Here is a 23,775-nt window from a genome sequence, read left to right as displayed (position 1 = left end):
GATATACTAAATACGAAGGGAGGTTTTCACATGTCCATTAATTTTCATGATGCTCATAATAAGTACACCTACGCCACGCGAAAAGCAGATTCCTCTTGGTGTGAAATGATTCAAAATATAATTGATGTAAGTGGTAAAAACATAATTGATATCGGCTGCGGTGGTGGTATTTATACGAAAGAACTGGCTCTTATGAGAGCTAGCAAAGTCATCGGCTTCGATTTCTCAAAAAAAATGTTGCAAGCGGCAACAGAAAATTGCGCTTCCGTCCCAAACATCTCATTTATTCATGGTGATGCCCACCATATGCCATTTGCTAATGAAACTTTTGATATTGTGGTTTCTCGTGCTGTTATCCATCATTTACAAGACATCCCGAAATTTTTACAAGAGGCCTCACGTATCTTAAAGAAAAATGGAATGCTCATTCTTCAAGATCGTACCATTGAAGATTGTACAATTCCTGGAAGCCCAGAACATATTCGTGGGTATTTCTTCTCCATCTATCCTAAACTCATTCAAATAGAGGAAAAGCGAAGACCAAAAGCAACGCACATACAACAACTAATCGCACAAAACGGCATGTATCCACTTCCCCTTCAAACAATGTGGGAAGTGCGAAAAATCCATGATTCTATTGAAACATTATTACAAGATTTATCACCACGCACAGGCCGATCCATTTTATACGAATTAACAGACAATGAACTTTCTCAATTACTCCATCACATTCACTCTAAACTAAACAATATAGCTCCGATTATTGAACAAGATCGTTGGACTATTTGGAGTGCCACAAAATTTTAAGAAAGCCTCACATAATTTTGTGAGGCTTTCTCCTTTCATAACCTAATTTTGCAACATTCTTGATACCCTCCACTTCTGGCCTGTGCACTTCCACACTTTGGACATACTAAGTATCTGGATTGACTTGTCAACAAACTTCCTTTTTGAAAAAGTAACACTTCTGCTTGTTTAAATGACCGCGAATAATATAACCATATGAAACCACAAATTACTATAATTCCGAACAATACACCCATCGCAAGCATTTCCGTCACCTCTTTTTGGTTTGTTCTTTCCAGCAAGTGGATTGTAGTATTATTCTCTATTAATAAAAAAGATTCCTGCCTTCCTGTTCTAATTGTCATATTTATCAAAAAATTTTTACATAACCTCTATACTTTTACGTACTTTTTACAAAAGATTCCCTTCCACTTCTCATACAATAAAGTGAAACGTCCATCAGTAAGGCTTTTCTTCATCCCTCACTGATTATCAACTCTCACCAATCGGGTCTTTACGGGCAGTAAGTAAAAATCCACACCCTAAAATAATTTTAATTGAGGAGTGTCAATATGAACTATTTCTTATTACTCCCTTTTCTTATCAAACTAATTTTTTCTTTTCTATCCCCTTCTTCTCCACCTACCGACGTATCCGTGCAAATTCTCGGCCTCAATGATTTCCACGGCCAATTAAATACGACTTCAGCGTTGCACGATAAAGCTGTAGGGCGTGCTGATTACATATCTGCTTACATTCAATCCTACCGCGATAAAAACCCTAACACCTTACTTGTTCATACAGGAGATATGATTGGTGGGAGTCCTCCGATTTCAGCACTTTTTCATGATGAACCAACGATGGAGTTTTTAAATAATCTTCAATTTGATGTTGGTACAATAGGAAACCATGAGTTCGATAGGGGTCCCATTGCTCTGCAACAACTAATTAATGGCGAATCCGTTACACAAACAAGTTCATTTTCAGGTAGCTCCTTTCCTTATATATCCGCAAATATTGTATACAGTGAAACGAATCAACCACTCTTCCCCCCCTATATAATTAAATGGATTGATGGGATTCCAATCGCCTTCATCGGCGTTTCTACAAACGATACTCCTTTTTTAACAATGTACAACGATATGTCTTCTATTCGTTTTTTAGATGAAGCTTCTTCGATTAATCTTTATGTGTATCAACTACAAAAGAAAGGCATTCATGCATTTGTTATTCTTGCCCACCTAGGTGGTAATACGACAGAAAGTAATACAAATGGACCTTTAGCTGATTTAGCTAATCAAATAGATCCTGATGTTGATATCATTTTTGGTGGCCATACCCACTCCTATATAAATGGAAATGTGAACGGCAAATTGCTTGTTCAAGCCTACTCATACGGAAAAGCATTTTCAAACGTCACCTTTACATTAAATCGTAAAACGAAAGATATTACGAAAAAAGCGGCAACAATTGTCCCTGTCTATCAAAATGCAATTTCTCCTGATTTACACACAAGAAACTGGATAGATTCTTACGCCTCAAAAATCCAATCTAAAGTAGAGGAACAACTCGGAATAACGGACCATGAGTTAACTCGTAATCAAAATGAACACGGCCAATCAAATTTAGGAACAGTTCTCGCAATAGCCCAGCGCCAAACTATGCAGGCGGATATTGCTTTTGTAAATCCTGGGAGCATCCGGCATAATTTAAAAAAAGGAACAATTACATGGGAAGATACCTTCCTCATACAACCATTCGGCAACAAATTAATTAAAATGTATTTGTCTGGAAAAGAAATTCGAAACGTCTTGCAAGAGCAATGGAAAGAAGAAACTCGCATGCTACAAATTTCAGGGATTCGTTATAGTTGGAAAAATAACATCGTCCAAACAATTTCATTAGATGACGGAACACCATTACGCGATGATCAAATATACTCTGTAGTAGTCAATTCTTTCTTAGCAAATGGAGGAGATAAATTTTTGACATTTAAAGAGGGCAGAAATCGCTCCGAAGGCCCGACAGATCAGGAAGCTTTTGCAAATTTTATTCGTTCTATTTCTCATATAGATACACTCCCTCAAAATTTTTTACAGAAAATCTATTGACTTTATGAAAAAAACATGTAAAAATACTGTCAGAATACTTGAACAAAATTCATTGACGAGAACGAGTACGTTATATAAAGCTGTTCCCCAGAGAGTTGGCATCTTGCTGAAAGCCAACGTACAGCTCGTAACCGAAAATCATCTCCGAGAAGTAGAACCGAAGGATGTAGTAAGTTCTTACCGGTCGTCCCCCGTTACAAGGAACACGTATCATGTTGTACGTTGCAAAGCCGCATACATATAGATGTATTTCTACGTGTATGAACTAGGGTGGTATCGCGGGTAAATATAACTCGTCCCTTTTTAAGGGGCGAGTTTTTTGTGTTCTTACGAATGAATTTTTATAAAAGGAGGAAACACAATGAACACTGTATCAAAAAAACATGTTTTTTTCACAGGTCTTATGCTATTTTCTTTATTTTTTGGAGCAGGTAATTTAATTTTCCCTCCAATGCTTGGACAAAACGCTGGTGAAAACTTCTGGCCAGCAATGCTCGGGTTTTTACTAACAGGAGTTGGCTTACCGTTATTAACTGTTATTGCAATCTCTCTTTCAGGAAATGGAATGCAACAACTTGCAAGTCATGTCCACCCTTTATTTGGAATTTTATTTACAGTAGTTGTATATATTGCAATTGGCCCTTCCATGGGAATTCCACGTGTCGCTAACGTCGCTTACGAAATGGGTGTTAGTTCTTTCTTACCAGAAACAATTCGTACTAGTAGCTTATCCTTATTTATATATACGGTCATTTTTTTCACTATCGTATTTTGGCTTAGCTTAAATCCTTCTAAACTCGTTGATCGTATCGGAAATGTGCTAACACCTATTTTACTATTCTCTATTTTCTTATTGTTTGCAAAAAGTGTTTTCACACCACTTGGAAATTCAGGTCCAGCGATGCAAGAGTATCAAACTTCTCCTATTTTCAAAGGATTTATGGAAGGATATTTAACAATGGATACAATCTCGGCACTTGCATTTGGGATTATCGTCGTGAATGCAATTCGCTCAAAAGGTGTAGAAGATCGTAAAGCTGTTGCAATTGCAACGACAAAAGCAGGACTTATTGCAGCTACAGGGCTCGTACTCGTATATGGAGCACTTGGCTGGCTAGGTGTAACTAGTGTTTCACTTGGATATGCAAAAAATGGCGGTCAATTACTAACTGTTATTGTACAACAGTTATTCGGCCCATATGGCCTTGCCTTATTAGCGGTTATCGTTACACTGGCTTGTTTAACAACATGCGTTGGACTTGTATCAGCATGTAGCCAATATTTCTCAACATTATTTACAAAATTTTCTTACAAAGGAATAGCAGGTATCATTTGTGTATTAGGACTTCTAGTAGCAAACCTAGGCTTAACAAAAATCATTGCAATCTCTGTTCCAATTTTACTAGTTGTATATCCAATTGCTATCGTACTCGTACTATTATCATTACTCCATAAGTACTTTGGTGGTTACCGTTCTGTTTATGTTGGTGCTTTAATCGGGGCTGCAGTAATAAGTATGTTTGATGGGCTAAAGCAAGGAAATGTATCTGTTACATTCATTACCTCTTACTTTGAATTCATTCCATTTTATAATGAAGGAATTGGTTGGTTATTACCAGCGATTGCTGGAGCAACAATCGGGCTTGTAGTCGCAAAATTAAAGAGCACAAAACCAATACCACTAACTGAAACTCCTTCTGAACCTAAAGTGTCTTAGTGAAAAACTCCCGATTAAGGGAGTTTTTCACACTTGGTAGGAAGTATGATTGAAACTACTTATTTTATACGCTTTCGTATAATACTCAAGGTTTGTATCAACTGTTTCTACTTTCACAACATCATAGCAATCTGTTTGTTTTACTAGAAATAAATAATATTCTTCTGTCGCTTCAATTATCGCAATACAACCTGTTTCAATATCGTATTGCACCTTAAGTGCTTGCAATGCATTCACGTAGTTTCCTAACTTTTTATTTTTACCCATTTCAAATACTGTTTGAACTAACATACACAATCTCCCCCTTTATATGTACTATTTCTAATCGAATGATAACGCTTACAAATGAATGCATCAATAACGTAAAACTTTAATCAGTGGGGTTTTCTTCATCCCCCACTGATTATTAACTCTCACCAATCGGGCTTTTACGGGCAGTTGCTCCACCCCTAGCCTCTTTGCTTTCACTGAATTTTGAGGTGGAGATCTTACTGCCCGTAAATAGCGAAATAAAGGCAACTTCCACCAATGAAACAAGTCATATACAGTGGAAGCCACATTTTATTTCGTTAATTGATGTCGAAATGCATAAATAACAGCCTGTGTACGATCGCTTACATTCAACTTGTTTAATATATTACTTACATGTGTCTTTACGGTTTTTAATGCAATAAATAACTCATCCGCAATTTCTTGATTACTCTTTCCCTCTGCAATTAATAATAAGATTTCAAACTCTCGTTCTGTTAAATCTTCATGAAGTGGCTGTTCTTTCTTTTGACGCATACGGGACATCATTTTCCCAGTAACTTTCGGCTCAAGTACTGTTTCCCCATCATAAGTCGCTCGTACTGCATCTGCGATATCGCTCGCTCTTGATGTTTTTAATAAATAGCTCGTTGCACCTGCTTCAATAACAGGATATAGTTTTTCATCGTCTAAAAAACTTGTCACGACAACTATTTTTGCTTCCGGCCATTCTTGAATAATGGCACGCGTTGCCTCAACACCATCCATTTCATCCATAACAAGATCCATTAAAATAATATCTGGCTTTAATGCTAATGCTAATTCTGAACCTTTTCTCCCATTTTCAGCTTCGCCAACCACTTCGATATCCGGCTGAGTTGATAAATACGCTGATACACCCATCCGCACCATTTCATGATCATCTACAAGCAGTACTTTAATCATGCTACTCCCCCTCTCTCTCTATTATAATTGGTACTTTCACTTCAATTTGTGTACCTTTATTCGGAAAACTTAGTACCTTTAGTGTTCCACCAATTTCATGAACACGCTCTTGAATAGACCTCAGACCATATGATCCAGCTTTATTGACACCTACTTCAAACCCAACACCATCATCAATGATTTTTAAAATTGCATATTGATCGATTTGACGAAGACGAACTTCTGTTTTCTTTGCCTTCGCATGCCGTAACGTATTGGATAAAGCTTCTTGCACAATACGGAATAAATGATCTTCCACACCTTTTTTCAATTGAATTGGCTCAATCAACCATTCAATTTTCATATGCTGTTTTCTTGAAAGCTCTGTTAGTAACTCTTCTATACCTTCTGTTAATTTTTTACCTTCAAGTTGTACAGGACGTAAATGAAGCAGCAATGCTCTCATTTCTGATTGTGCATTTACGACCATATTTTCCACAAGCTGCAATTGCTTTTTTGTTGTTTCTGGAATTTGAGCCACCTGTTCATTAATAGCTGACATCATCATAGACATTGCAAAAAGCTGCTGACTCACTGAATCATGCAGTTCTCTAGCTAATCGATGCCTTTCTTGAGAAATAGCTTCTTGTCTCATCTCTTCATTCCAATGAGCTCGTTCATTCGTTACTTTTTGAAATAATCCGGCTTGTTCCTCTAATCGCTTAGCAAGCGCAATTACCTTTCTCTCTACTTCATGAAATTCATCCTCTGCAGTAAACGAAACGTCTTTTGGAAAATTACCTCGCTCTACTTCAAATAAAAAAGTATTTAAACCTTGAATACGCTGCTGCATATAGTAACCAATTGCATATCCAACAATTCCTCCAATAAGAAGACTTGTGCTCATAATGAACAAGCTAATTGGAACAGAAGCAATGGATTCTTTCCACAATAAATCGTATACATCTTCTCTACTTTTCCATACATATACAATCGTACAAATAATTGCAATACTAACAGAAGATAACATAGAGTAACGAATATACATCCATGAAATATTCTTTTGCTTTTTCATTATACTTTCCTCACTTCCGTATCGCCTACGACAAGCGAAGAAATTATTTTAATACGCCGAGGAGCTTCCCTATACTGTTCTGTTTTGAATGTAACATTTCGATTAAATCCTGTCTCTTCATGTCCTGGAAGTAATACTCTACCAACAATAACAGAATGATTTAAAGATAATTCAATATCGTACGGAACATACAAACGAATGTTACCAATAACGCCACGAATAACGATAACCGTTTCTCCTTCAGGAATCATCGCCGTCGTCAAGTCAATTTCAACATCACCGACTCCGTACTGGACATTAATATCCTCTAATTCATAAATATGATCCATCATTCTTACGTTACCTACCATCATATTTTTAAGATATGGTTCTGTACGATAGATTTGTTTTTCTTCATCTATATATCCTTTTTCCTTAATTTCTACCTGTACAGTTTTTGGCTTCTGCTGTCCTTGTATAAGCTGATAACCGATGAAAGCTAAGCAAGTAACTACAACAAGTACGAAGGCTGCTGATGAAAACAGGAAGAATAAAAAAATAAGTCCTCCGACAAATAAAAACACATTACCTCTCACATAGCGATTCTTTTTCCGATAATGTCTTCCGAACATAATCATAATAAATGCAAAAATAAGAGCACCCGGTTCAAAATGTCCGAGAATCATATCAAGAAAAAGACCAAATCCAAATATGATGAGGAGCATCCCCACTAGTTGTGATTTTGAAAATTGTTTCTTCATTTCAGCTCCCCTCCTTCTTGTCACATATAAATAGAAGAAAAAGGTATTGCTTTCCAACACCTTTTCTTCTATCACTATATCATAAGCTCGTTTTATAATGTACTACAATTATTTTGTTACTTCTTTTGTTAAGGATACTTCATCCTTTTCTTTCATTTCACGCTCAAGCTTTGCAATTTTCATATCAAATGTATCACGCTCATGATCTTCATTCATGCGAAGTTCTAAATCACGAATGTGATCTTCAATTTCTTCAAATCGTAAGAATGGGTTGTTCTCATCCATTTTATGAAGAGCTGTATTCATGCGACGGTTCGCATGAGCCATGTTTTCACGTGCCATTAATTCCATACGCTTTGCATTCATTTCTTTTAGTTTATTTTTCATTTCAGAAAGACGTCGTTCTAACTCATCGATTTGCTCCACTACACCTGCATACATTTCTTCTAGTCGAGCTACTTGCCCTTCATAATATGCTACTTCTTCTAATGCACGTTCATGCAATTGCATTTCCCCTGCTTCTTGTGCAATTATCGCCTGTTTTGATCGCTTATTTACGAAATAACGAGCCTGCTCAAGTTCACGAGCAAAATTAGATTTTAGTGTTTTATGACGCTGAATTAATTTTTCAATTTTTGTTACTTCACGCTCGCTATCGCGTAAATATTGATTTAACATAGCGATTGGATTTTTTCTTTCTTTCTCATCTAAAACATTATGAAAATCTGCTAAAATTGCATCGCGTACACGTCCGAATAAAGATTGTTTCATTATAATCTTCCTCTCTTCTACTTTATGATTTAAATTGTTTTATATTAGTTTTTCATTAACTTGTTCCACTCATCTTCAAAGTTGCTATATCGTTTAGAGCCTTCTGAAGCAGAATCAACTACTACATCTTTTTCTTTTTTCCACTCACGGTATCCATAGTATAGAACTACTAATGCTACGATACCGATTAATGCTGGGGAATGGGAAAGGGCAATTGACAAGCCGATTAAACCGCCAATACCCCAAACTAACTTTCCAAAAAATGATTGTGCTCGCACAAATGATTTATAGCTCCAGTACACAATCCCTGCTCCAATTGCGAATCCTACAATACCAGCAAGACTACCAAGAGCAATCAAAGCCAAAATACCGGCCGCGATAAACGCTAAAAATTGTTTCATCTTGTGCTTGCCTCCCTTCGATTTGATACTCTTATCTTAACTATTTTTTTGACTTTCCATAACGAGCTTAAGAACCGTTTTCGAATCAGACTTAAGACCTATTCCGGGTCAGCCCTACATTAATATGCATATAAAGTTAAACAAAGCGTATATACGCTTCATAAAGAAAAGAGGATGCCTTATATAAGACATCCTCTTCTTTACGCTGTTTTATGATATTCTTTTTTTTCCGCTACCTTCGAAAACCGCGGAAAACCAATTAAAATGGAGACTATACCACATACTCCAACTAAAATTGGATAAAACGCATATGGTAACAGTTCAATTGGAGATAATGCGGCAAATCCTGCTGCTGTTAACATTTGTGCACCGTACGGAATTAATCCTTGTATGCAGCAAGAGAAAAGATCTAACACACTCGCTGATTTTCGTGGATCAATTTCATATTGATCGGCAATATTTTTTGCAAGCGGTCCTGTGAAAATAATAGAAATTGTGTTATTCGCTGTACACATATTCGTCATACTCACTAAACCGGCGATTCCAAACTCCGCGCCTTTTTTCGAACGAATATTACGTGTTAATATATCCATTAAATATTGAATACCACCATTATATTGAATGAGTTCAACCATTCCACCGATTAAAATTGCTAGTAATACTAACTCCATCATACCGCCAATGCCAGTCGTTACACTTTTAAAGAAACTCGCTAATGTATAACTTCCATCTATTAGGCCGATAATGCCAGATAATACAGTTCCACCTGTTAATACGATGAGCACATTCCATCCAAGCAACGCTGTAACAAGTACACCTGCGTATGGTAAAATTTTCACCCAATCAAACATATGAGCTTTAATTTCTGTATGATTCCCTAATGTAATAACTACTAATAGTACAATCGTTATAATTGCAGCTGGCAGTACAATTAAAAAGTTCGTTTTAAACTTATCTTTCATTTCTGTTCCTTGCGAACGAACAGCTGCAATTGTCGTGTCAGAAATAAATGATAGATTGTCACCAAACATTGCCCCACCGACAACTGTTGCCATCGTTAACGCAATAGAAATATCTGTTTGCTGGCTAATCCCTACAGCAATTGGTGCTAACGCTGCAATAGTTCCCATCGAAGTTCCCATCGCTAGTGAAATAAAGGCCCCTATAACAAAAATCCCAGCAACGATAAACCCTTGCGGTAAAATAGACAGTGCTAAATTAACTGTAGAGTCAACTCCACCCATTCCTTTTGCTGTTTCAGAAAACGCACCAGCAAGTACAAAAATCAACACCATAATCATAATATCCGGATTACCAGCCCCTTTGGCAAACCGTTCAACTTTCACTGTAAAGCTTTCCTTACGATTCATCACTAACGCTGTTCCTACAGCTATTAAAATCGCAACAAGTATCGGCAATTTATAGAAATCACCTGTAATAATGCCAGAACCAATAAATAGCCCCAAAAATATTCCAAGCGGTAATAACGCCAAACCATTCCCTCTCGTTTGTTTCAAAATAACATCTCTCCCTATTTCTAAACTATTTCTAAACCTTTTCTATTCAATAACAAAAGACCTCTTCCGAAAAGAAGAGGTCTTATAATTCTATAAGAAACACTCTCCTCATCTTTCAAGCACATGCTTGCTGGATTTGGCACAGCACTCCATCGTGAGTCCGCTGCCGAGGCATCGTAGGGCCAGTCCCTCCGCCTCTCTTTATAAGAAGGTTTCATATTTTATTTTTAATAATAATTTCTTTCCTAACTTTACTCGCTTACAAATCAAAAGTCAATTATTATTTGTATAAAAACAGTTGGTATTTTTTTGATATTTATACAAAAACACGAATAAATCAGCATAAAGAAAGGAAAATAGTCATTTTAATTTTTGAATTTCTTTTTCTAAAATTGCAATCCAAGGAAGCTTTTCTTTTTCAATTTCCTCCATAAGCCATTTGGCCGTATCCCACGCTACATTATGTTCTTCTTCAGAAATATCTCCAGCTATATACGCTTCTTCTAATTCATCTTCATCCAGTAAATATACCTCACCGTTAGGTAATAACACTACATCCAAATATAAATCGTCGAAATAGGGCATACCTCGCCCATCTATTCTAAATTTTTTTGCCACATCAATATAATACTGCACTAAGTTCTTCTTTTCATCGAGCATAGCTGTAATCGCAAAGTTCTTATCATTTATAAAATACTGCACCCATGTGTATCCATCATTTACAATGCAAAGTTCTTGATTATTATATTGCTTGTAACTAGGCTCTGTCACTTTGGGCGTATGCAGTATCCCTAACATTCCTTGCTCTATGATCTTCACTTCATATGTTTTCTCTATTAGCCGTTCCCAGGACGAACCATCTCCGTATTTCCGTTTCATTATTCTCTCTCCTTTACTATGCAAAAAAGCCCCCACATCTTATGTGAGGGCTTTTACGACAATTATTACGCTGCTTGTTTCTCTGAAATCTCTTTTAAATAGGCTTGTCCTTTTGCATCGTCATATTGACCTTCCCACTTAGACATAACAACAGCTGCTAAAGAGTTACCTACAACGTTAACTGCTGTACGAGCCATATCTAAAATACGGTCAATACCTGCGATAAATGCTAAACCTTCTGCTGGAATACCTACTGTACCAAGTGTCGCTAATAGTACAACGAATGATACTCCTGGTACACCGGCAATCCCTTTAGATGTAACCATTAATACAAGTAATAATGTAATTTGTTGTGTAATGGATAAATCAATACCGTACATTTGCGCTAAGAAAATTGCCGCAATCGCTTGGTATAGCGTCGATCCATCTAAGTTAAACGAGTAACCAGTTGGAATAACGAAAGATGTAATTGCTTTCGGACAACCGAATTTCTCCATTTTCTCCATCAGTTTCGGTAAAACCGTTTCTGAGCTCGCAGTAGAATACGCTAAAATCAGCTCATCTTTTAAAATTTTGAAGAATTGGAAAATATTAATCCTGAATAATTTTGCCGTAAGTCCTAATACAACTACGACGAAGAAAATCATGGATCCATAAACGACGATTACTAATTTCCCTAACGGAATTAATGAAGCTAAACCAAATGTAGAAACTGTAACACCGATTAATGCGAATACACCAAATGGTGCGAACTTCATAACTTGGTTTGTTACGTAAAACATTGCATCTGCTACGCCTTGGAAAAATTGAAGAACCGGTCGTCCTCTTTCACCAACCGCCGCAACTCCTAAACCAAATAGTACAGAGAAGAAAATAATGGCAAGCATATCGCCATCAACCAATGATTTCATAATATTCGTCGGAACGATATTTACAAATGTATCTGCAAACGAATGACTTTGCACTTGAGCTGTCGTTTCTGCATATTTAGAAATATCAGTCTTTGTTAATTGATCCATATTCACGCCTTTTCCTGGTTGAAAAATATTCGCTACCAGTAGGCCAACAACAATCGCAATCGTTGTAATAATTTCGAAGTAAATAATTGTCTTTCCGCCTAATCGACCTAGCTTTTTAACATCACCAACTCCTGCAACCCCAACAATGATGCTCGCTACGACGATTGGTACAACAATCATTTTAATTAATCGGATGAAAATATCACCAATTGGTTTTAAGTATCCTACCACTGTGCTATCGCCATAAAAAATTGCCCCAACTGCAATACCAAGCGCAAGACCTATTAAAATTTGCCATGCAAGTCCTATCCTTTTCATACTTGCTGCAACCCCCTTCTTAGATGCATTAACTCTCCCCTTCTCTTGTTCTATGAAACTAAGAAATTAAGAGTATTACATATTATTCGACAATTCACTACATTTTGTCCCTGTTAAAAATCATAAATCAAAAAATGAAATCTGACAACAAAATAAATTTGTGTGAATACAAATAATTTTCTTGACAAAAATAAAACTCATGTCAGAAAACCTAACATGAGAACGATTCCTCACTATTCACTTATAGATTTTAAAACAAAGCTTTATTGTGTAAAATGAAATCATTTTTATTCATTTTATGTGCTGCTAAAATTAAAAAATTCGATTCTTAATACCAATTTCAACTTTACAATTAGACGACAAACTCTCCTAAAATATTCTTAATTCCGACAATACTTAGCAATTTTATAAAATTTTCTTTACAGTATGATTACAACAATAGACACCCTTCTTCTTCTTATGATATATACATTCATAGGGAAAGGAGCTAGACAACAATGAAAAAATTTGCAACTTTCAGCGTTTTAGCAGCAGGAACTATTTTTGTTTCTCCGTTACTTTCACCAGTACACGCGGAAACAAATCAAGATAAATTATCTACAATTGAATCAGAATTAGAAGGACAACAAAGCGACTTACAAAATAAATCAGCAGAGAAAGAACAAATTGAAAAAGAAATACAAGAATTACAAAAAAAGATTGATGAACTAACTATTTCTATTAATAAAAATGAAGCTGATTTAAATGATACAAAGAAAGAAATTAGCAAGACTCAACAAGTCATTGCTGAGAAAAAGAAACATATTGAGCAATTACAAATCAACATAGATACACGTCAAGATGTCATTAAACAACGACTGCAATCTATGCAAGAAAAACCTCGCACAAATATCATTACGGAAGTGTTAACAAATTCAAATAACATCGCAGATCTTGTTGACAATATATATTCCGTAAGTTTGATTTTAAATAATGATACCGATATTGTAAAAAAACAAACAAGTGATCAAGAGGCTGTAACAGCAGAAAAAGAGGCTGTTGAGAAAAAGGAACAGCAATTAGAGGAATCCAAACAAAAATTAGAACATAAGCAACAAGAATTGCAAGCGAATCAACAGCAGCAACAAGCGCTCATTAACGATTTACATACGAAAGTATCCAAAGTAGATTCTGAGATTGAGGGATTAGAAGAATCGAAAAGCATTTTAGAAAATCAACGACAAGCGGTTCAAAAAGCAATTGAAGAAGAAAAACGAGCGGAAAAAGCTCGTAAAGCTGAAGAGGCACGCAAGGCAGAGGACGCAAAAAAACAATCTGCACCAACACCGCAAGATACGAACAAAGGTGGATTTATTAAGCCAGCCGCTGGTTCAAAAACTTCTGGATTCGGCGCTCGTTCCCTAGATAATCATAAAGGCATTGATATCGCAGCCGCTGGAACAGTTCCAATTATCGCCGCTGCAGACGGTGTTGTTATTCGTTCCGAATTATCATCCAGTTATGGAAACGTCGTTTACTTATCACATCGTATAAACGGAAAAACTTATACAACAGTATATGCTCATATGAGCAGCCGTTCTGTATCTAATGGACAAACTGTAAAACAAGGTCAACAATTAGGATTTATGGGAAACACCGGTCAATCTTTCGGACAACATTTACATTTTGAACTTCATATTGGCGAATGGAACGTGGGTAAAACAAATGCAGTTGATCCTTCTAGTTATATCGGATTATAAAGTGAAACTTTAATCATTGTTTTTTCCTCCGCATGTGGAAATTTTGAGGCATGGGTTTTACTGGCGGATAAATAGAAGACTCGGTACATACCGAGTCTTCTATTTATCCCGAAAGCAATGGTTTTGTCCCCAAAATTATTTTTAACACTTTATAGGCATTTTACATAAACTAAAACAAAATGCCTATTCATCTAGGGGGGATACACATGAATACAGAACAACAAGCAGAACTACAAGAAGCCCAAGAAACATATGTTGGCCGATTATTTACGCTTGGTAGTGCGATCCTATTTTTAATTGGTTCCGTTATATCAATTGCTACAGCTTATAAAACATATACTCGTTTATTAAAAACATCTGCATCACAATAAATTGAAACTTTAATCAGCGAGAGTATTACTGTCCGTGAATAGCGGGATAAAATAAAAAAGGCAGGGGAATCTCCCCTCGCCTTTTTATTTTGCAAACATCTTAAATATACCAATTGCATTTAAAAATACGATTACTACTGTAATTGGAATTATATAACGTAGTAAGAAAAACCAAATGTTAAATAATGTTTTTCCCTTTGTTTCTATAACTTCTAATTCTTTCATTAGTAAATCTTTACTCATTTTATTCGGTACAAACAATGAAATTGCTAGTACCCCTAACGGCAGCAATACATTACTTACCGTAAAGTCCACTAAGTCAAAAAATGTTTTTCCGAAAACTTTTACATCACTCATAATTCCAAATGATAGTGCAGATGGAATTCCAACCGCAAAAATTAGTAATCCAATAACAAATGATGCCGAAGGACGTTTTTTCTCATTATCTTTCGCTACAGATGCAACAACAATTTCAAGCATCGAGATTGCAGAAGTTAAGGTTGCAAAGAAGAATAAAATTAAAAACATAATAAAGAAAAATTGTCCGAATGGTATTTTCGCAAATACAGCTGGAAGAATAATGAACAATAAACCTGGTCCTTCTGTCGGTTTAACCCCTAATGCGAAAATCGCCGGGAAAATTGCTAGTCCCGCAAGCACTGTAATAAAAATCGTTAAGCTTACAATTGATGTTGCTGATTTCGCTAAATGCTCCTCTTTCTTTAAGTATGAGCTGTATGTTACCATTACCGAAGCACCTACTGTTAGTGAAAAGAAAGATTGTCCCATCGCATATAAAATCGTATCGGCTGTTAGCTTTGAAAAATCCGGTTTTAAGAAAAACTCTACACCAGCCCATGCACCATCAAGTGTAAGAGCACGAATAATAATAGCAATAAACAAAATAAATAATAGCGGCATCATATACTTACTTGCCTTTTCGATTCCTTTTTCTACACCTTTACTTACAACAAAAATAGTACAAAGCATAAAGATTAACTGAGCACCTACTGCGCTAGCAGGATTCGAAATTGTTTGTTCAAACAATTTTCCATATTCAACTGCCCCACTCCAAAAGCTTCCTGTCACACTATAATATAAATATAATAAAATCCATCCACCTACGACGCTATAAAAGGATAATACACTAAAACAAGTGACAACACCCATACGACCAATCCATGGATATAATTTACTATTTGGTACTAACAATTTATATGCAGTAACCGCTTCTTTTTGTGTACTACGACCAATAACAAACTCTGCTAAAAGAAGAGGCATACCAATAAATAAAGTTAATAATAAGAAGACTAGAAAAAACGCTCCCCCTCCGCCATTACCTGCAACGTACGGAAACTTCCATATCGCTCCAAGTCCTACTGCGGCTCCGGCTGCTGCGAGTACAAAACCTATTTTCGATGTCCATTGCTGTGTTTCTTTCATTGTAAATTCTCCTTTTCTGAACATTTCCGCTTTTCTTAATTATACACTTTCATTTCATACTCGCACACCTCCTTTAGAAAATAAAAAAGCCCCCTACACGCTACTATGCATGTAGAGGACGATATATGTAATAATACCGTGGTACCACCTCGATTGGATTAAACAATCCCACTTGTTCAGGTACAGGAAAAATTCCGATACCCTATCCTTGTAACGGCGGAACCCGGGGTGCCTACTAAATAGTTCAGCATACCTCTCGCAAGCCCATTCTGTATATTTTATCGTACCAGGCTCACACCTTATCCCAGCTCTCTGAACGCATCAAATATACGTACTCTTCTTGCTCATCGATTTCATCTATTGAAGTTACTTGTGATTATAGAGTAGATTGCTATATTTGTAAAGAGGAATTTAATTTGTCCGGCTATATAAAAGGATCTGACCGCTTCTACGCATGGCCGGATGCTCTCTTCCACCTAAAAAGAAAGGTTTATCTCAGTTTTTCAATTTATATTTTAAGCAATACGTGTATTCTATTCTACACATACTCTTTCAGCTAACTCTTGTAAAAACCTTCCTCTTTTCTGCTGGTTTCGAATATACTCAAGCTTCAACACTTCTTGCAATAAAATATTCTGTTGTCTTTTTTCTAGTCGTAATTGTTTCACCTTCATCCTTACTTCATATAAGAAATCAAGATAGTCTTCATATGTCTCATCATATTTCATCGCAATATCATCCCGAATTTTTTTCGCAAGTTTTGGACTTGCACCTCCAGTAGAAACGGCAACATTGAGCTTTCCTCTATGCATAGTTGCTGGAAAATGAACATTTCCACTTTCAGGATTAGTAATCACATTCACAAGCTGGTTTAATGATGCATCTTGTGCAATATGCTCATTTAATATTGCATCACTTGTAGCTGCTACTACTAAAAATGCATCTTCTAGATCACTTTTTTCATAGTCTTTTTGAAACCAGTGAATTTTCTTTGATTCTACAAGCTTCATTAAACTCTTATCTAAACCACGACTCACTACTACTATATTCGCTCCTTCTTTTAGTAAAGGCGCGATTTTAAATGATGCCACTCGGCCACCACCAATGACAACAACTCGTTTATTTCTAATTCGAACTGTAAGTGGGTACACGCTCATCTCCCCTTAAAATTTCTTCCGTTTTCTGAATCAACATTTCTTGAAATACATGATTTTTCCCCAAATAGGGACATACATGTATACTCGAATAACTATAATTGCGAACCTCTCGTTCAATATGTTTCATTAACAATCCTGTAAATAGTAGGTAAGGAAGAACAACGATGTTCTCATTAGCTCGGTTTACAACTGCTTTTAACTTTTCCTCAAATCGCGGCTCCGCTGCAGCTAAATAACATACTTCTACCTTTCCAACTTTCTCTTCTTGTTCAAACAAAAAAGCAATACGCTTAATACCTTGTAACGTCTCAGGATCACTACTGCCCCTTGCAACAAGCAATAGGGTCACTTCATTTTCATACTCTTTAATGCCACTTCCCTTATACGCAGCCGATACGAGTGATTCCGAAACACCAAACGGATTCCCGTAAGTCATTACAATGTGAGGATATTTATTTTTCATTTTTTTTAACTCATTTGGGATATCTTCTTTCACATGCCCTGCTGCTAATAAAAAGACCGGAACAACAACAATTTCTGTTGCGCCTCTTCTTACGCAAGCAGCAAAGCCTTCTGAAATAAAAGGCTTTGCTAACTCTAAAAAACATAGCTCTTGAATAGGAGCTGATACACGATTCATACAAGAAGAAACAAAGTCTATCGCTTCCTCTTTCGCCTCTCGCAACCTACTTCCATGGCATATATATAACACAGCTTTCATTTTATAACACTCCGCTTACTGGATACGTAATGTCAGCCTGGCGTTCAAACCAATGAATTTTTTCACGAAAACGAACAACTTCTCCAATCACAATCATACTCGGATTTTGAATCCGCTCTTTTCCAGCAATCGTTACAATTGTTCCTAACGTTCCTGTAATGGTTCGCTGAGATGATGTAGTTCCCCACTCCACAATAGCAACTGGCGTATCTTCTCCTTTTCCATGTTTCAAAAGCTGTTCACATATATAAGGAAGATTGCTTACTCCCATATAAACAGCAAGCGTGTCAACACCTTTCGCTAAGCTTTCCCACTTCACTTCTTCTCCAGCCCCCTCTTTCCGATGCCCTGTCACAACAGCGAAACTTGCGCTCGCGTCCCGATGTGTAACAGGAATACCAGCATATGCTGAAGCAGCAATCCCAGCTGTAATACCAGGTACAATTTCAAACAGAATACCATGCTTTGCTAACGCTTCCGCTTCTTCACCACCTCTTCCGAATACAAATGGATCTCCACCTTTTAAACGGGTTACAATTTTTCCTTTTTTCGCATATTTAACAAGAAAAGCATGAATCGTTTCTTGTTTCATGGTGTGATAGTTTGGTAGCTTCCCACAATATATTAAGTCTGCATCTGACTTTGCATAAGAAAGTAATTCCTTATTTACAAGACGATCATATAAAATGACATCCGCTCGTTCGATACACTTTACCCCTTTTACAGAAATTAACTCTGGATCTCCCGGCCCCGCACCAACGATATATACTTTTCCCATCATCTCTCCTCATTTCTACTATAAGGTGAAACTTCCATCCCTATTACGAATAGAAGTTACTATATAAATCCATTTTGATTTTCCAACATATAAATCACTGCTATAAAGAACAAGAGGTGACCCGCACTCGTTTTCTCTCTTTGTTTTCACTCGACATGAGGCAAGAAGAGGAGCTGACCGCTGCTAGGCATGGTCGAATGCTCTCTCCCACCTAAAAAGAAAGGTTTGATATCGGTTTTTCAATTTGTATTACACTGTCTCCTGCTCATGAATGACAAATGCTGCACCTTTTCGAATCTTCTTCTTTTCATATAGAGAGATTTCCTTCACTTCTGGAAGCGGTAAAAAATACTTCTCTAATTCTACTTCCACAAGTTTAAAAGCCTGTTCTTCACTTTGCGCAACAACCACTACAGGAACAACACCATTTGCCAATACTGCTTCAAAACGATACAAATCCATATTGCTCCCTCCTAAGATGCAATCACTTCTTCTAAAATATGATTTAAGGCCCCTTGTAAATCTTCTATACCAACGCGTCCTACAAACTCATAAAATGTTTCAGCTGGCAGTTTATGTTCTTTAAAATATGTTAAAAACGATACAAGAACATTGGGAAGGTCTTCTCCATCAATCTTTCCTTTTAATTTTTGATTATAGACACCACCATCTAATAACGTACCACCTACATAAATTTCAAATGCTTCAACAATTCCTTTTTCTTTCGTTTTCAATTTCACCCCTTGCAAACCAATGTCCGCAATTTGTCTTTGTCCACATGAATTTGGACATCCTACCATATGAATACGAACCGGAACATCTAAAGCAAACTGTGTATCTAAATAATCTGCAATATTACGTAGTCTTTCTTTCGTTTCTACTAATGCAAGGTTACAATACTCAATACCTGTGCATGATACCGCATATCCGATGAAAGATTTTGGACTTGCAGAAATAGATTCAAATAAAGGTTCTTTTAACAGTCCTTCTACATTACCTTTCGGAACATTCGGAATAATGAGGTTTTGTGAGTTACATGTACGAATTTCACCATTTCCGTACTGTTTCGCAATTCTAGCAATTTCAAAGAACTCCTCAGAGTGTAAGCGACCAACCGGTACGTTAAAACCAACGTATGATAAATCCCCTTGTTTTTGCTTATGAACACCGTAGAAATATCCAGCATTCCATCCTTTTAAAGCACCCTTCCCCTTATCATGTAAATGTCCTGTATATTCTAATAATTTTTCTTTGAATTTTTCCGGTCCCCAATCCGCAACTAAGAATTTCAAACGTGCCAAATGTCGTTTTTCACGATATCCAAAATCACGGAAAACAGTAGCAATTGCAATCGCAACTGTTTTCACTTGCCCAGGAAGTATGAATAAATCTAGTTCTTGTGCTAAATACGGACGGGCAGATAACCCCCCGCCTACTCGTAAATGAAATCCCTCCACCGTTTTTCCATCAATCTCTTTTGTAGCCGGAATGAAGGCAGCACAGTTAATTTCAGCATTTGCTGCATTATATACGTTTGTACTGATCGACATTTTAAACTTTCGAGGTAAGTTTGAAAATTCTTCATTATGTTGAAAGAAATCATATACCTCTTTTACAATTGGTGCTGTATCAAATAGTTCATCACCATCAATACCAGCAAGGGGGTTCCCAATAATATTTCTTGTAATATCACCACAAGCTCCCGCTGATGATAATCCTACTTTTTCTAAGCGGTTAAAAATATCTGGTATTTGACCAATTTCAAGCCAATGGAATTGAATCGCCTGTCTTGTAGTAATATCAAGAACATCACGACCATAATCTTCCGCAATTGAAGCCAATACCTCCACTTGTTCATTCGTTAAAATACCAGAAGGAATATTAACGCGCATCATAAAATACCCTGCCTCTTTTGGACGTTGTAAATATAACCCCGCCCACTTAAATGAATCCCACTCTTCTTTCGGAATAGAATCAAATCCATTTTCAGCATAATACGGAATAGCTTTAAAGATTTCTAAGCCATCTTTTTCTAATTTCTTTTTCTCTGTAGCATTTAACTTTTCATTGTTTGCCCACACTTTGTCATAACTCATTTTTATTCCCCCTATATAAAGCTACGCTCTTGTAAGTAACCGATGATTTGTTCTGCACATTGTTCAATCGAATAAAGCTGCGTTTCTACAACCACTTCTGCTCCAAACGGCTCTTCATATGGCGAATCAATGCCGGTAAATTGCTTAATATCACCTTGCCTCGCTTTTTTATAGAGCCCTTTCGGATCACGTTTCTCACATTCTTCTATTGGACACTTTACAAACACTTCGAGAAATTCGTCCTTTTCAAGAATATCCCTTACTTGCTGGCGATCCACTCGAAATGGAGAAATAAATGCTGTTAATACAATTGTCCCTTGATCTACAAATAACTTCGCCACTTCACCAATACGACGAATATTTTCTGTCCGATCACTTTCGGAAAATCCTAAATCTTTATTTAAACCATGACGAATATTATCGCCATCGAGTACATAATTACCAATATTTTTTTCAAATAATTTTCGGGCAACCGCATTTGCTACTGTTGATTTTCCAGAAGCTGATAAGCCTGTGAACCAAAGGACAAAACTGTGGTGACCACTTTTCTTTCGTCTTTCCTCTTTTAAAACAGATGCTGTATGCCAAGTGATATTTGTTTCCATCCTACTCTCTCCTTATTTTGTAACGACTTCTTTTTGTAAACCACGAATTAATATTTCTATAACTTCTTTACGGCTAAATTCACTTGGTGGAATTTCTCCATTTCGCAACATTTCTCTTACTTTCGTCCCTGATAAAATAACATGTTCTTCTTTACTGTGCGGACATGTTTTTGTAGAGGCCATCGCCTCACATTTTGTACAGTAAAAACTATGTTCAAAGAAGAGTGGTGCAATCCCTAACTCTTCTACTGTAAAATTCGTAAAAATCTCTTGCGCTTCGTACGTACCGTAATAATTCCCTACCCCAGCATGATCACGTCCCACAATGAAGTGTGTACAACCAAAGTTTTTTCTAACCAGTGCGTGAAATATCGCTTCACGTGGTCCCGCATAGCGCATTGCTGCTGGAAAAACACTTAAAAAGACACGGTCACTCGGATAATAATTTTTCAAAAGCACTTCATAACTTTCCATACGTACATCAGCTGGAATATCATCTGATTTCGTTTCACCAACGAGCGGATTTAAAAATAAGCCATCTACAATTTCCAGTGCAGACTTTTGAATATATTCATGTGCACGATGAACAGGATTTCTCGTTTGAAAACCTACCACTGTTTTCCAGCCACGTTTTGCAAACTCTGCACGTGTTTCACTTGGATCTAAATGATAAGAAGCAAACTTATCATTTTCAAAACGCTTCACAAGCGTAATTGTTCCTCCAACATAAACATTTGGTCGATCATGTAACTTTTTCACACCTGGATGGGCAGTATCAGTCGTTTTATAAACAAGCAATGCTTCCTTGTCTTTATCCGGTGTAAAAATATCTTCTATTTGAATCACACCATATGTGGTCCTTTCTTTGACAAGACGAACCTCTTCACCAATTTTTAATTGCTTCGCCTTCTCTTCTGTTATTGGTAGTGTAATAGGTATACTCCATACATCACCACTTACTAAACGCATGTTTTCTATAACAGATTGATAATCTTTCTTCCCTAAAAATCCAGTAAGCGGGCTATAACCACCTATTGCAATAAGCTCTAAATCACTTAAAGCAATTTTGTCCAATTCAATTTCTTTTGTAATCCCCTTTATTTCATATGTTTCATCAATACGATTTACTAATATTTTGGTTTTACTCATTCCCCTGTCCGCCTCTTTCACATATATTTAAAATCAACCATGTCCTTATTGATCATGAAGGCCACATTCCGTTTTCATCTTTCCAGCCCATCGTCCATCCCTTGAATCTCGCCCCTCTCCCACAGGTAACGTACATTTTTCACACCCTATACTTGGGTAACCCATGTCGTGCAATGGATTATAAGGCAAATCATGCTTATATACATAACGCCACACTTCCTTCCACGTCCAATGAATAAGCGGACAAATTTTAATAGATTGGAAGCGGTGATCCTGATTTATAAACCTTGTATGTTTACGCGTTTCAGATTGTTCCCTTCTTAGCCCTGATATCCACGCTTTTCCATTCGATAAAGATTCTTCAAGTGATAAAATTTTCCTTAATTTACAACAAAGATTCGGATTATGTTCCCACAAACGATCCCCATGCTTTTTTGCTTGCTCCTCAAGTGTTAGCAAGGGTTGCTTTTCAATAATTTCAAGATCCGGAAACCTTTCGCGCACCCGTTTAATTAAATCGTATGTTTCTTGAAAATGAACGTTTGTATCTAAAAATACAACTTTTGCAGATGGATTTACTTGGTTTATAAGATGTAACAACACCATCCCCTCTACACCAAAGCTACATGCGTATACAATTTCATTTTCATAATGTTTATAGGCCCACTCTAATACTTGTAACGCTCCTTTTGTTTCATCTTTCTCAAAAAAAGAAACGAAATCCTCTTTCCACGTTTCATACGTCAGCATGTTCTCCCCCCCTGTAACGCAAAAAGACGGTTTTAACCTAATAAAATAGATTAAAACCGCCTCTAGTTTTTCTAGTCAGCGCTTTTTACTTTAAGCGTACCTTTTCACTTTTTTCAAGCTGAATCACTTTTCCATCTTGCACAACAATTGTAATAGAACCATATTTCATATCCGCAAGCATCGTTTGAATTTTCTCAGCTACTTCGTCAAAATGTCCACGCACTCCCACGAACAGCCCCCCTTTTTATTCATAAAAAAAATCTTTTCCATTTCGAAAAGACTGTTCGGTAATATATTTACCTTATCTTTCAAAATGGATGCCATTTTGCTGGACTTAGCACCTTGCTTCTTATAAGCAGGTTGCTGAGCTTCGTAGGGCCAGTTCCCTCCGCTTCTCTTGATAAGCTTTGTATTTGTATTTTATCATAATTCTGATTTTTTTCAATCCTAGTTTTCCGA

General features: G+C 36.7%; 25 protein-coding genes, 2 riboswitches and 2 other annotated features. Of the genes, 5 read left to right on the top strand and 20 right to left on the bottom strand.

Annotation, left to right across the window (positions count from 1 at the left end):
- Positions 1–30 precede the first annotated feature (30 nt).
- A complete protein-coding gene (locus BPMYX0001_RS06635) occupies positions 31–807 on the top strand; it encodes a class I SAM-dependent methyltransferase (RefSeq protein ID WP_018781007.1) in 777 nt (258 codons plus the stop codon).
- A gap of 35 nt (positions 808–842) precedes the next feature.
- Here the strand turns inward: BPMYX0001_RS06635 and BPMYX0001_RS06630 are convergent, their stop codons facing one another.
- The gene (locus BPMYX0001_RS06630; RefSeq protein WP_016114037.1) at positions 843–1,052 is read right to left on the bottom strand and encodes a hypothetical protein; all 210 of its coding nucleotides are present in this window, start codon (positions 1,050–1,052) and stop codon (positions 843–845) included.
- Positions 1,053–1,358: 306 nt separating this feature from the next.
- Here BPMYX0001_RS06630 and BPMYX0001_RS06625 point away from each other — a divergent pair, with 306 nt between their 5' ends.
- Positions 1,359–2,897, top strand: a complete 1,539-nt coding sequence (locus tag BPMYX0001_RS06625) for a bifunctional metallophosphatase/5'-nucleotidase (protein ID WP_018764232.1) — start codon at positions 1,359–1,361, stop codon at positions 2,895–2,897.
- 43 nt (positions 2,898–2,940) lie between these two features.
- Positions 2,941–3,201, top strand: a binding site (T-box leader).
- Between the two features lie 57 nt (positions 3,202–3,258).
- A complete protein-coding gene (gene brnQ3 / locus BPMYX0001_RS06620) occupies positions 3,259–4,614 on the top strand; it encodes a branched-chain amino acid transport system II carrier protein BrnQ3 (RefSeq protein ID WP_006094185.1) in 1,356 nt (451 codons plus the stop codon).
- A gap of 27 nt (positions 4,615–4,641) precedes the next feature.
- On the opposite strand, the gene BPMYX0001_RS06615 is transcribed toward brnQ3, so the two are convergent.
- The 9 genes from BPMYX0001_RS06615 to gltP form a co-directional block, all read right to left on the bottom strand.
- Entirely contained in the window at positions 4,642–4,905 is a 264-nt protein-coding gene (locus tag BPMYX0001_RS06615; protein ID WP_003196240.1) for a DUF3992 domain-containing protein, read from the bottom strand.
- A gap of 270 nt (positions 4,906–5,175) precedes the next feature.
- Complete coding sequence (locus BPMYX0001_RS06610; protein WP_003196238.1) at positions 5,176–5,808, bottom strand: response regulator; 633 nt, start codon at positions 5,806–5,808, stop codon at positions 5,176–5,178.
- Between the two features lies 1 nt (position 5,809).
- Positions 5,810–6,862, bottom strand: coding sequence for a sensor histidine kinase (locus BPMYX0001_RS06605; RefSeq protein ID WP_003196236.1), 1,053 nt, complete (start codon positions 6,860–6,862; stop codon positions 5,810–5,812).
- Positions 6,862–7,602, bottom strand: coding sequence for a cell wall-active antibiotics response protein LiaF (gene liaF, locus BPMYX0001_RS06600; RefSeq protein WP_016114031.1), 741 nt, complete (start codon positions 7,600–7,602; stop codon positions 6,862–6,864). The genes BPMYX0001_RS06605 and liaF overlap by 1 nt, the downstream gene beginning before the upstream one ends.
- 108 nt (positions 7,603–7,710) lie before the next feature.
- The gene (locus BPMYX0001_RS06595; protein ID WP_003196232.1) at positions 7,711–8,373 is read right to left on the bottom strand and encodes a PspA/IM30 family protein; all 663 of its coding nucleotides are present in this window, start codon (positions 8,371–8,373) and stop codon (positions 7,711–7,713) included.
- A 44-nt stretch (positions 8,374–8,417) separates the two neighbouring features.
- A complete protein-coding gene (locus BPMYX0001_RS06590) occupies positions 8,418–8,774 on the bottom strand; it encodes a lmo0954 family membrane protein (RefSeq protein ID WP_006094181.1) in 357 nt (118 codons plus the stop codon).
- Positions 8,775–8,974: 200 nt separating this feature from the next.
- Positions 8,975–10,291: a Na+/H+ antiporter NhaC family protein gene (locus BPMYX0001_RS06585; protein ID WP_006094179.1), complete on the bottom strand. Its 1,317-nt coding sequence runs from the start codon at positions 10,289–10,291 to the stop codon at positions 8,975–8,977.
- A 105-nt stretch (positions 10,292–10,396) separates the two neighbouring features.
- Positions 10,397–10,501: riboswitch (SAM riboswitch) on the bottom strand.
- A gap of 150 nt (positions 10,502–10,651) precedes the next feature.
- On the bottom strand, positions 10,652–11,170 hold the full coding sequence (locus BPMYX0001_RS06580) for a ribonuclease FAU-1 family protein (protein WP_018781009.1): 519 nt from the start codon (positions 11,168–11,170) through the stop codon (positions 10,652–10,654).
- Positions 11,171–11,235: 65 nt separating this feature from the next.
- Entirely contained in the window at positions 11,236–12,507 is a 1,272-nt protein-coding gene (gene gltP, locus BPMYX0001_RS06575; protein WP_003196226.1) for a glutamate/aspartate:proton symporter GltP, read from the bottom strand.
- Between the two features lie 497 nt (positions 12,508–13,004).
- Here gltP and BPMYX0001_RS06570 point away from each other — a divergent pair, with 497 nt between their 5' ends.
- Positions 13,005–14,246: a murein hydrolase activator EnvC family protein gene (locus BPMYX0001_RS06570; protein ID WP_006094176.1), complete on the top strand. Its 1,242-nt coding sequence runs from the start codon at positions 13,005–13,007 to the stop codon at positions 14,244–14,246.
- Between the two features lie 206 nt (positions 14,247–14,452).
- Complete coding sequence (locus BPMYX0001_RS32990; protein WP_006094174.1) at positions 14,453–14,617, top strand: hypothetical protein; 165 nt, start codon at positions 14,453–14,455, stop codon at positions 14,615–14,617.
- Between the two features lie 84 nt (positions 14,618–14,701).
- Here the strand turns inward: BPMYX0001_RS32990 and BPMYX0001_RS06565 are convergent, their stop codons facing one another.
- From BPMYX0001_RS06565 to BPMYX0001_RS30370, 10 genes are all read right to left on the bottom strand, one after another.
- Complete coding sequence (locus BPMYX0001_RS06565; RefSeq protein WP_033798758.1) at positions 14,702–16,060, bottom strand: sodium-dependent transporter; 1,359 nt, start codon at positions 16,058–16,060, stop codon at positions 14,702–14,704.
- A gap of 111 nt (positions 16,061–16,171) precedes the next feature.
- Positions 16,172–16,417, bottom strand: a binding site (T-box leader).
- A 176-nt stretch (positions 16,418–16,593) separates the two neighbouring features.
- Positions 16,594–17,211 carry an NAD(P)-binding protein gene (locus tag BPMYX0001_RS06560; RefSeq protein ID WP_033798757.1) on the bottom strand — a complete coding sequence of 206 codons (618 nt, stop codon included), beginning with the start codon at positions 17,209–17,211 and terminating at the stop codon, positions 16,594–16,596.
- On the bottom strand, positions 17,186–17,938 hold the full coding sequence (locus tag BPMYX0001_RS06555) for a sirohydrochlorin chelatase (RefSeq protein ID WP_006094168.1): 753 nt from the start codon (positions 17,936–17,938) through the stop codon (positions 17,186–17,188). Before BPMYX0001_RS06555 ends, BPMYX0001_RS06560 begins: the two co-directional genes overlap by 26 nt.
- A gap of 1 nt (position 17,939) precedes the next feature.
- On the bottom strand, positions 17,940–18,716 hold the full coding sequence (gene cobA, locus BPMYX0001_RS06550; protein ID WP_033798756.1) for a uroporphyrinogen-III C-methyltransferase: 777 nt from the start codon (positions 18,714–18,716) through the stop codon (positions 17,940–17,942).
- 249 nt (positions 18,717–18,965) lie between these two features.
- Positions 18,966–19,178: a DUF3906 family protein gene (locus BPMYX0001_RS06545; RefSeq protein ID WP_006094165.1), complete on the bottom strand. Its 213-nt coding sequence runs from the start codon at positions 19,176–19,178 to the stop codon at positions 18,966–18,968.
- Between the two features lie 11 nt (positions 19,179–19,189).
- Entirely contained in the window at positions 19,190–20,812 is a 1,623-nt protein-coding gene (locus BPMYX0001_RS06540; protein ID WP_006094164.1) for a nitrite/sulfite reductase, read from the bottom strand.
- Positions 20,813–20,823: 11 nt separating this feature from the next.
- A complete protein-coding gene (gene cysC, locus BPMYX0001_RS06535) occupies positions 20,824–21,417 on the bottom strand; it encodes an adenylyl-sulfate kinase (protein WP_006094163.1) in 594 nt (197 codons plus the stop codon).
- A 12-nt stretch (positions 21,418–21,429) separates the two neighbouring features.
- Entirely contained in the window at positions 21,430–22,566 is a 1,137-nt protein-coding gene (sat, locus tag BPMYX0001_RS06530; protein ID WP_033798755.1) for a sulfate adenylyltransferase, read from the bottom strand.
- 45 nt (positions 22,567–22,611) lie between these two features.
- Entirely contained in the window at positions 22,612–23,316 is a 705-nt protein-coding gene (locus tag BPMYX0001_RS06525) for a phosphoadenylyl-sulfate reductase (RefSeq protein ID WP_006094159.1), read from the bottom strand.
- An 85-nt stretch (positions 23,317–23,401) separates the two neighbouring features.
- A complete protein-coding gene (locus BPMYX0001_RS30370; RefSeq protein WP_003196202.1) occupies positions 23,402–23,545 on the bottom strand; it encodes a YezD family protein in 144 nt (47 codons plus the stop codon).
- A gap of 69 nt (positions 23,546–23,614) precedes the next feature.
- Positions 23,615–23,723, bottom strand: a riboswitch (SAM riboswitch).
- Between the last annotated feature and the right edge of the window lie 52 nt (positions 23,724–23,775).

The organism is Bacillus pseudomycoides DSM 12442, assembly GCF_000161455.1.
In the GTDB taxonomy this organism is placed as follows: Bacteria; Bacillota; Bacilli; order Bacillales; family Bacillaceae_G; genus Bacillus_A; species Bacillus_A pseudomycoides.
The sequence above is the reverse complement of the archived record's forward strand: the minus strand, read 5'-3'. Positions and strand labels throughout refer to the sequence as shown.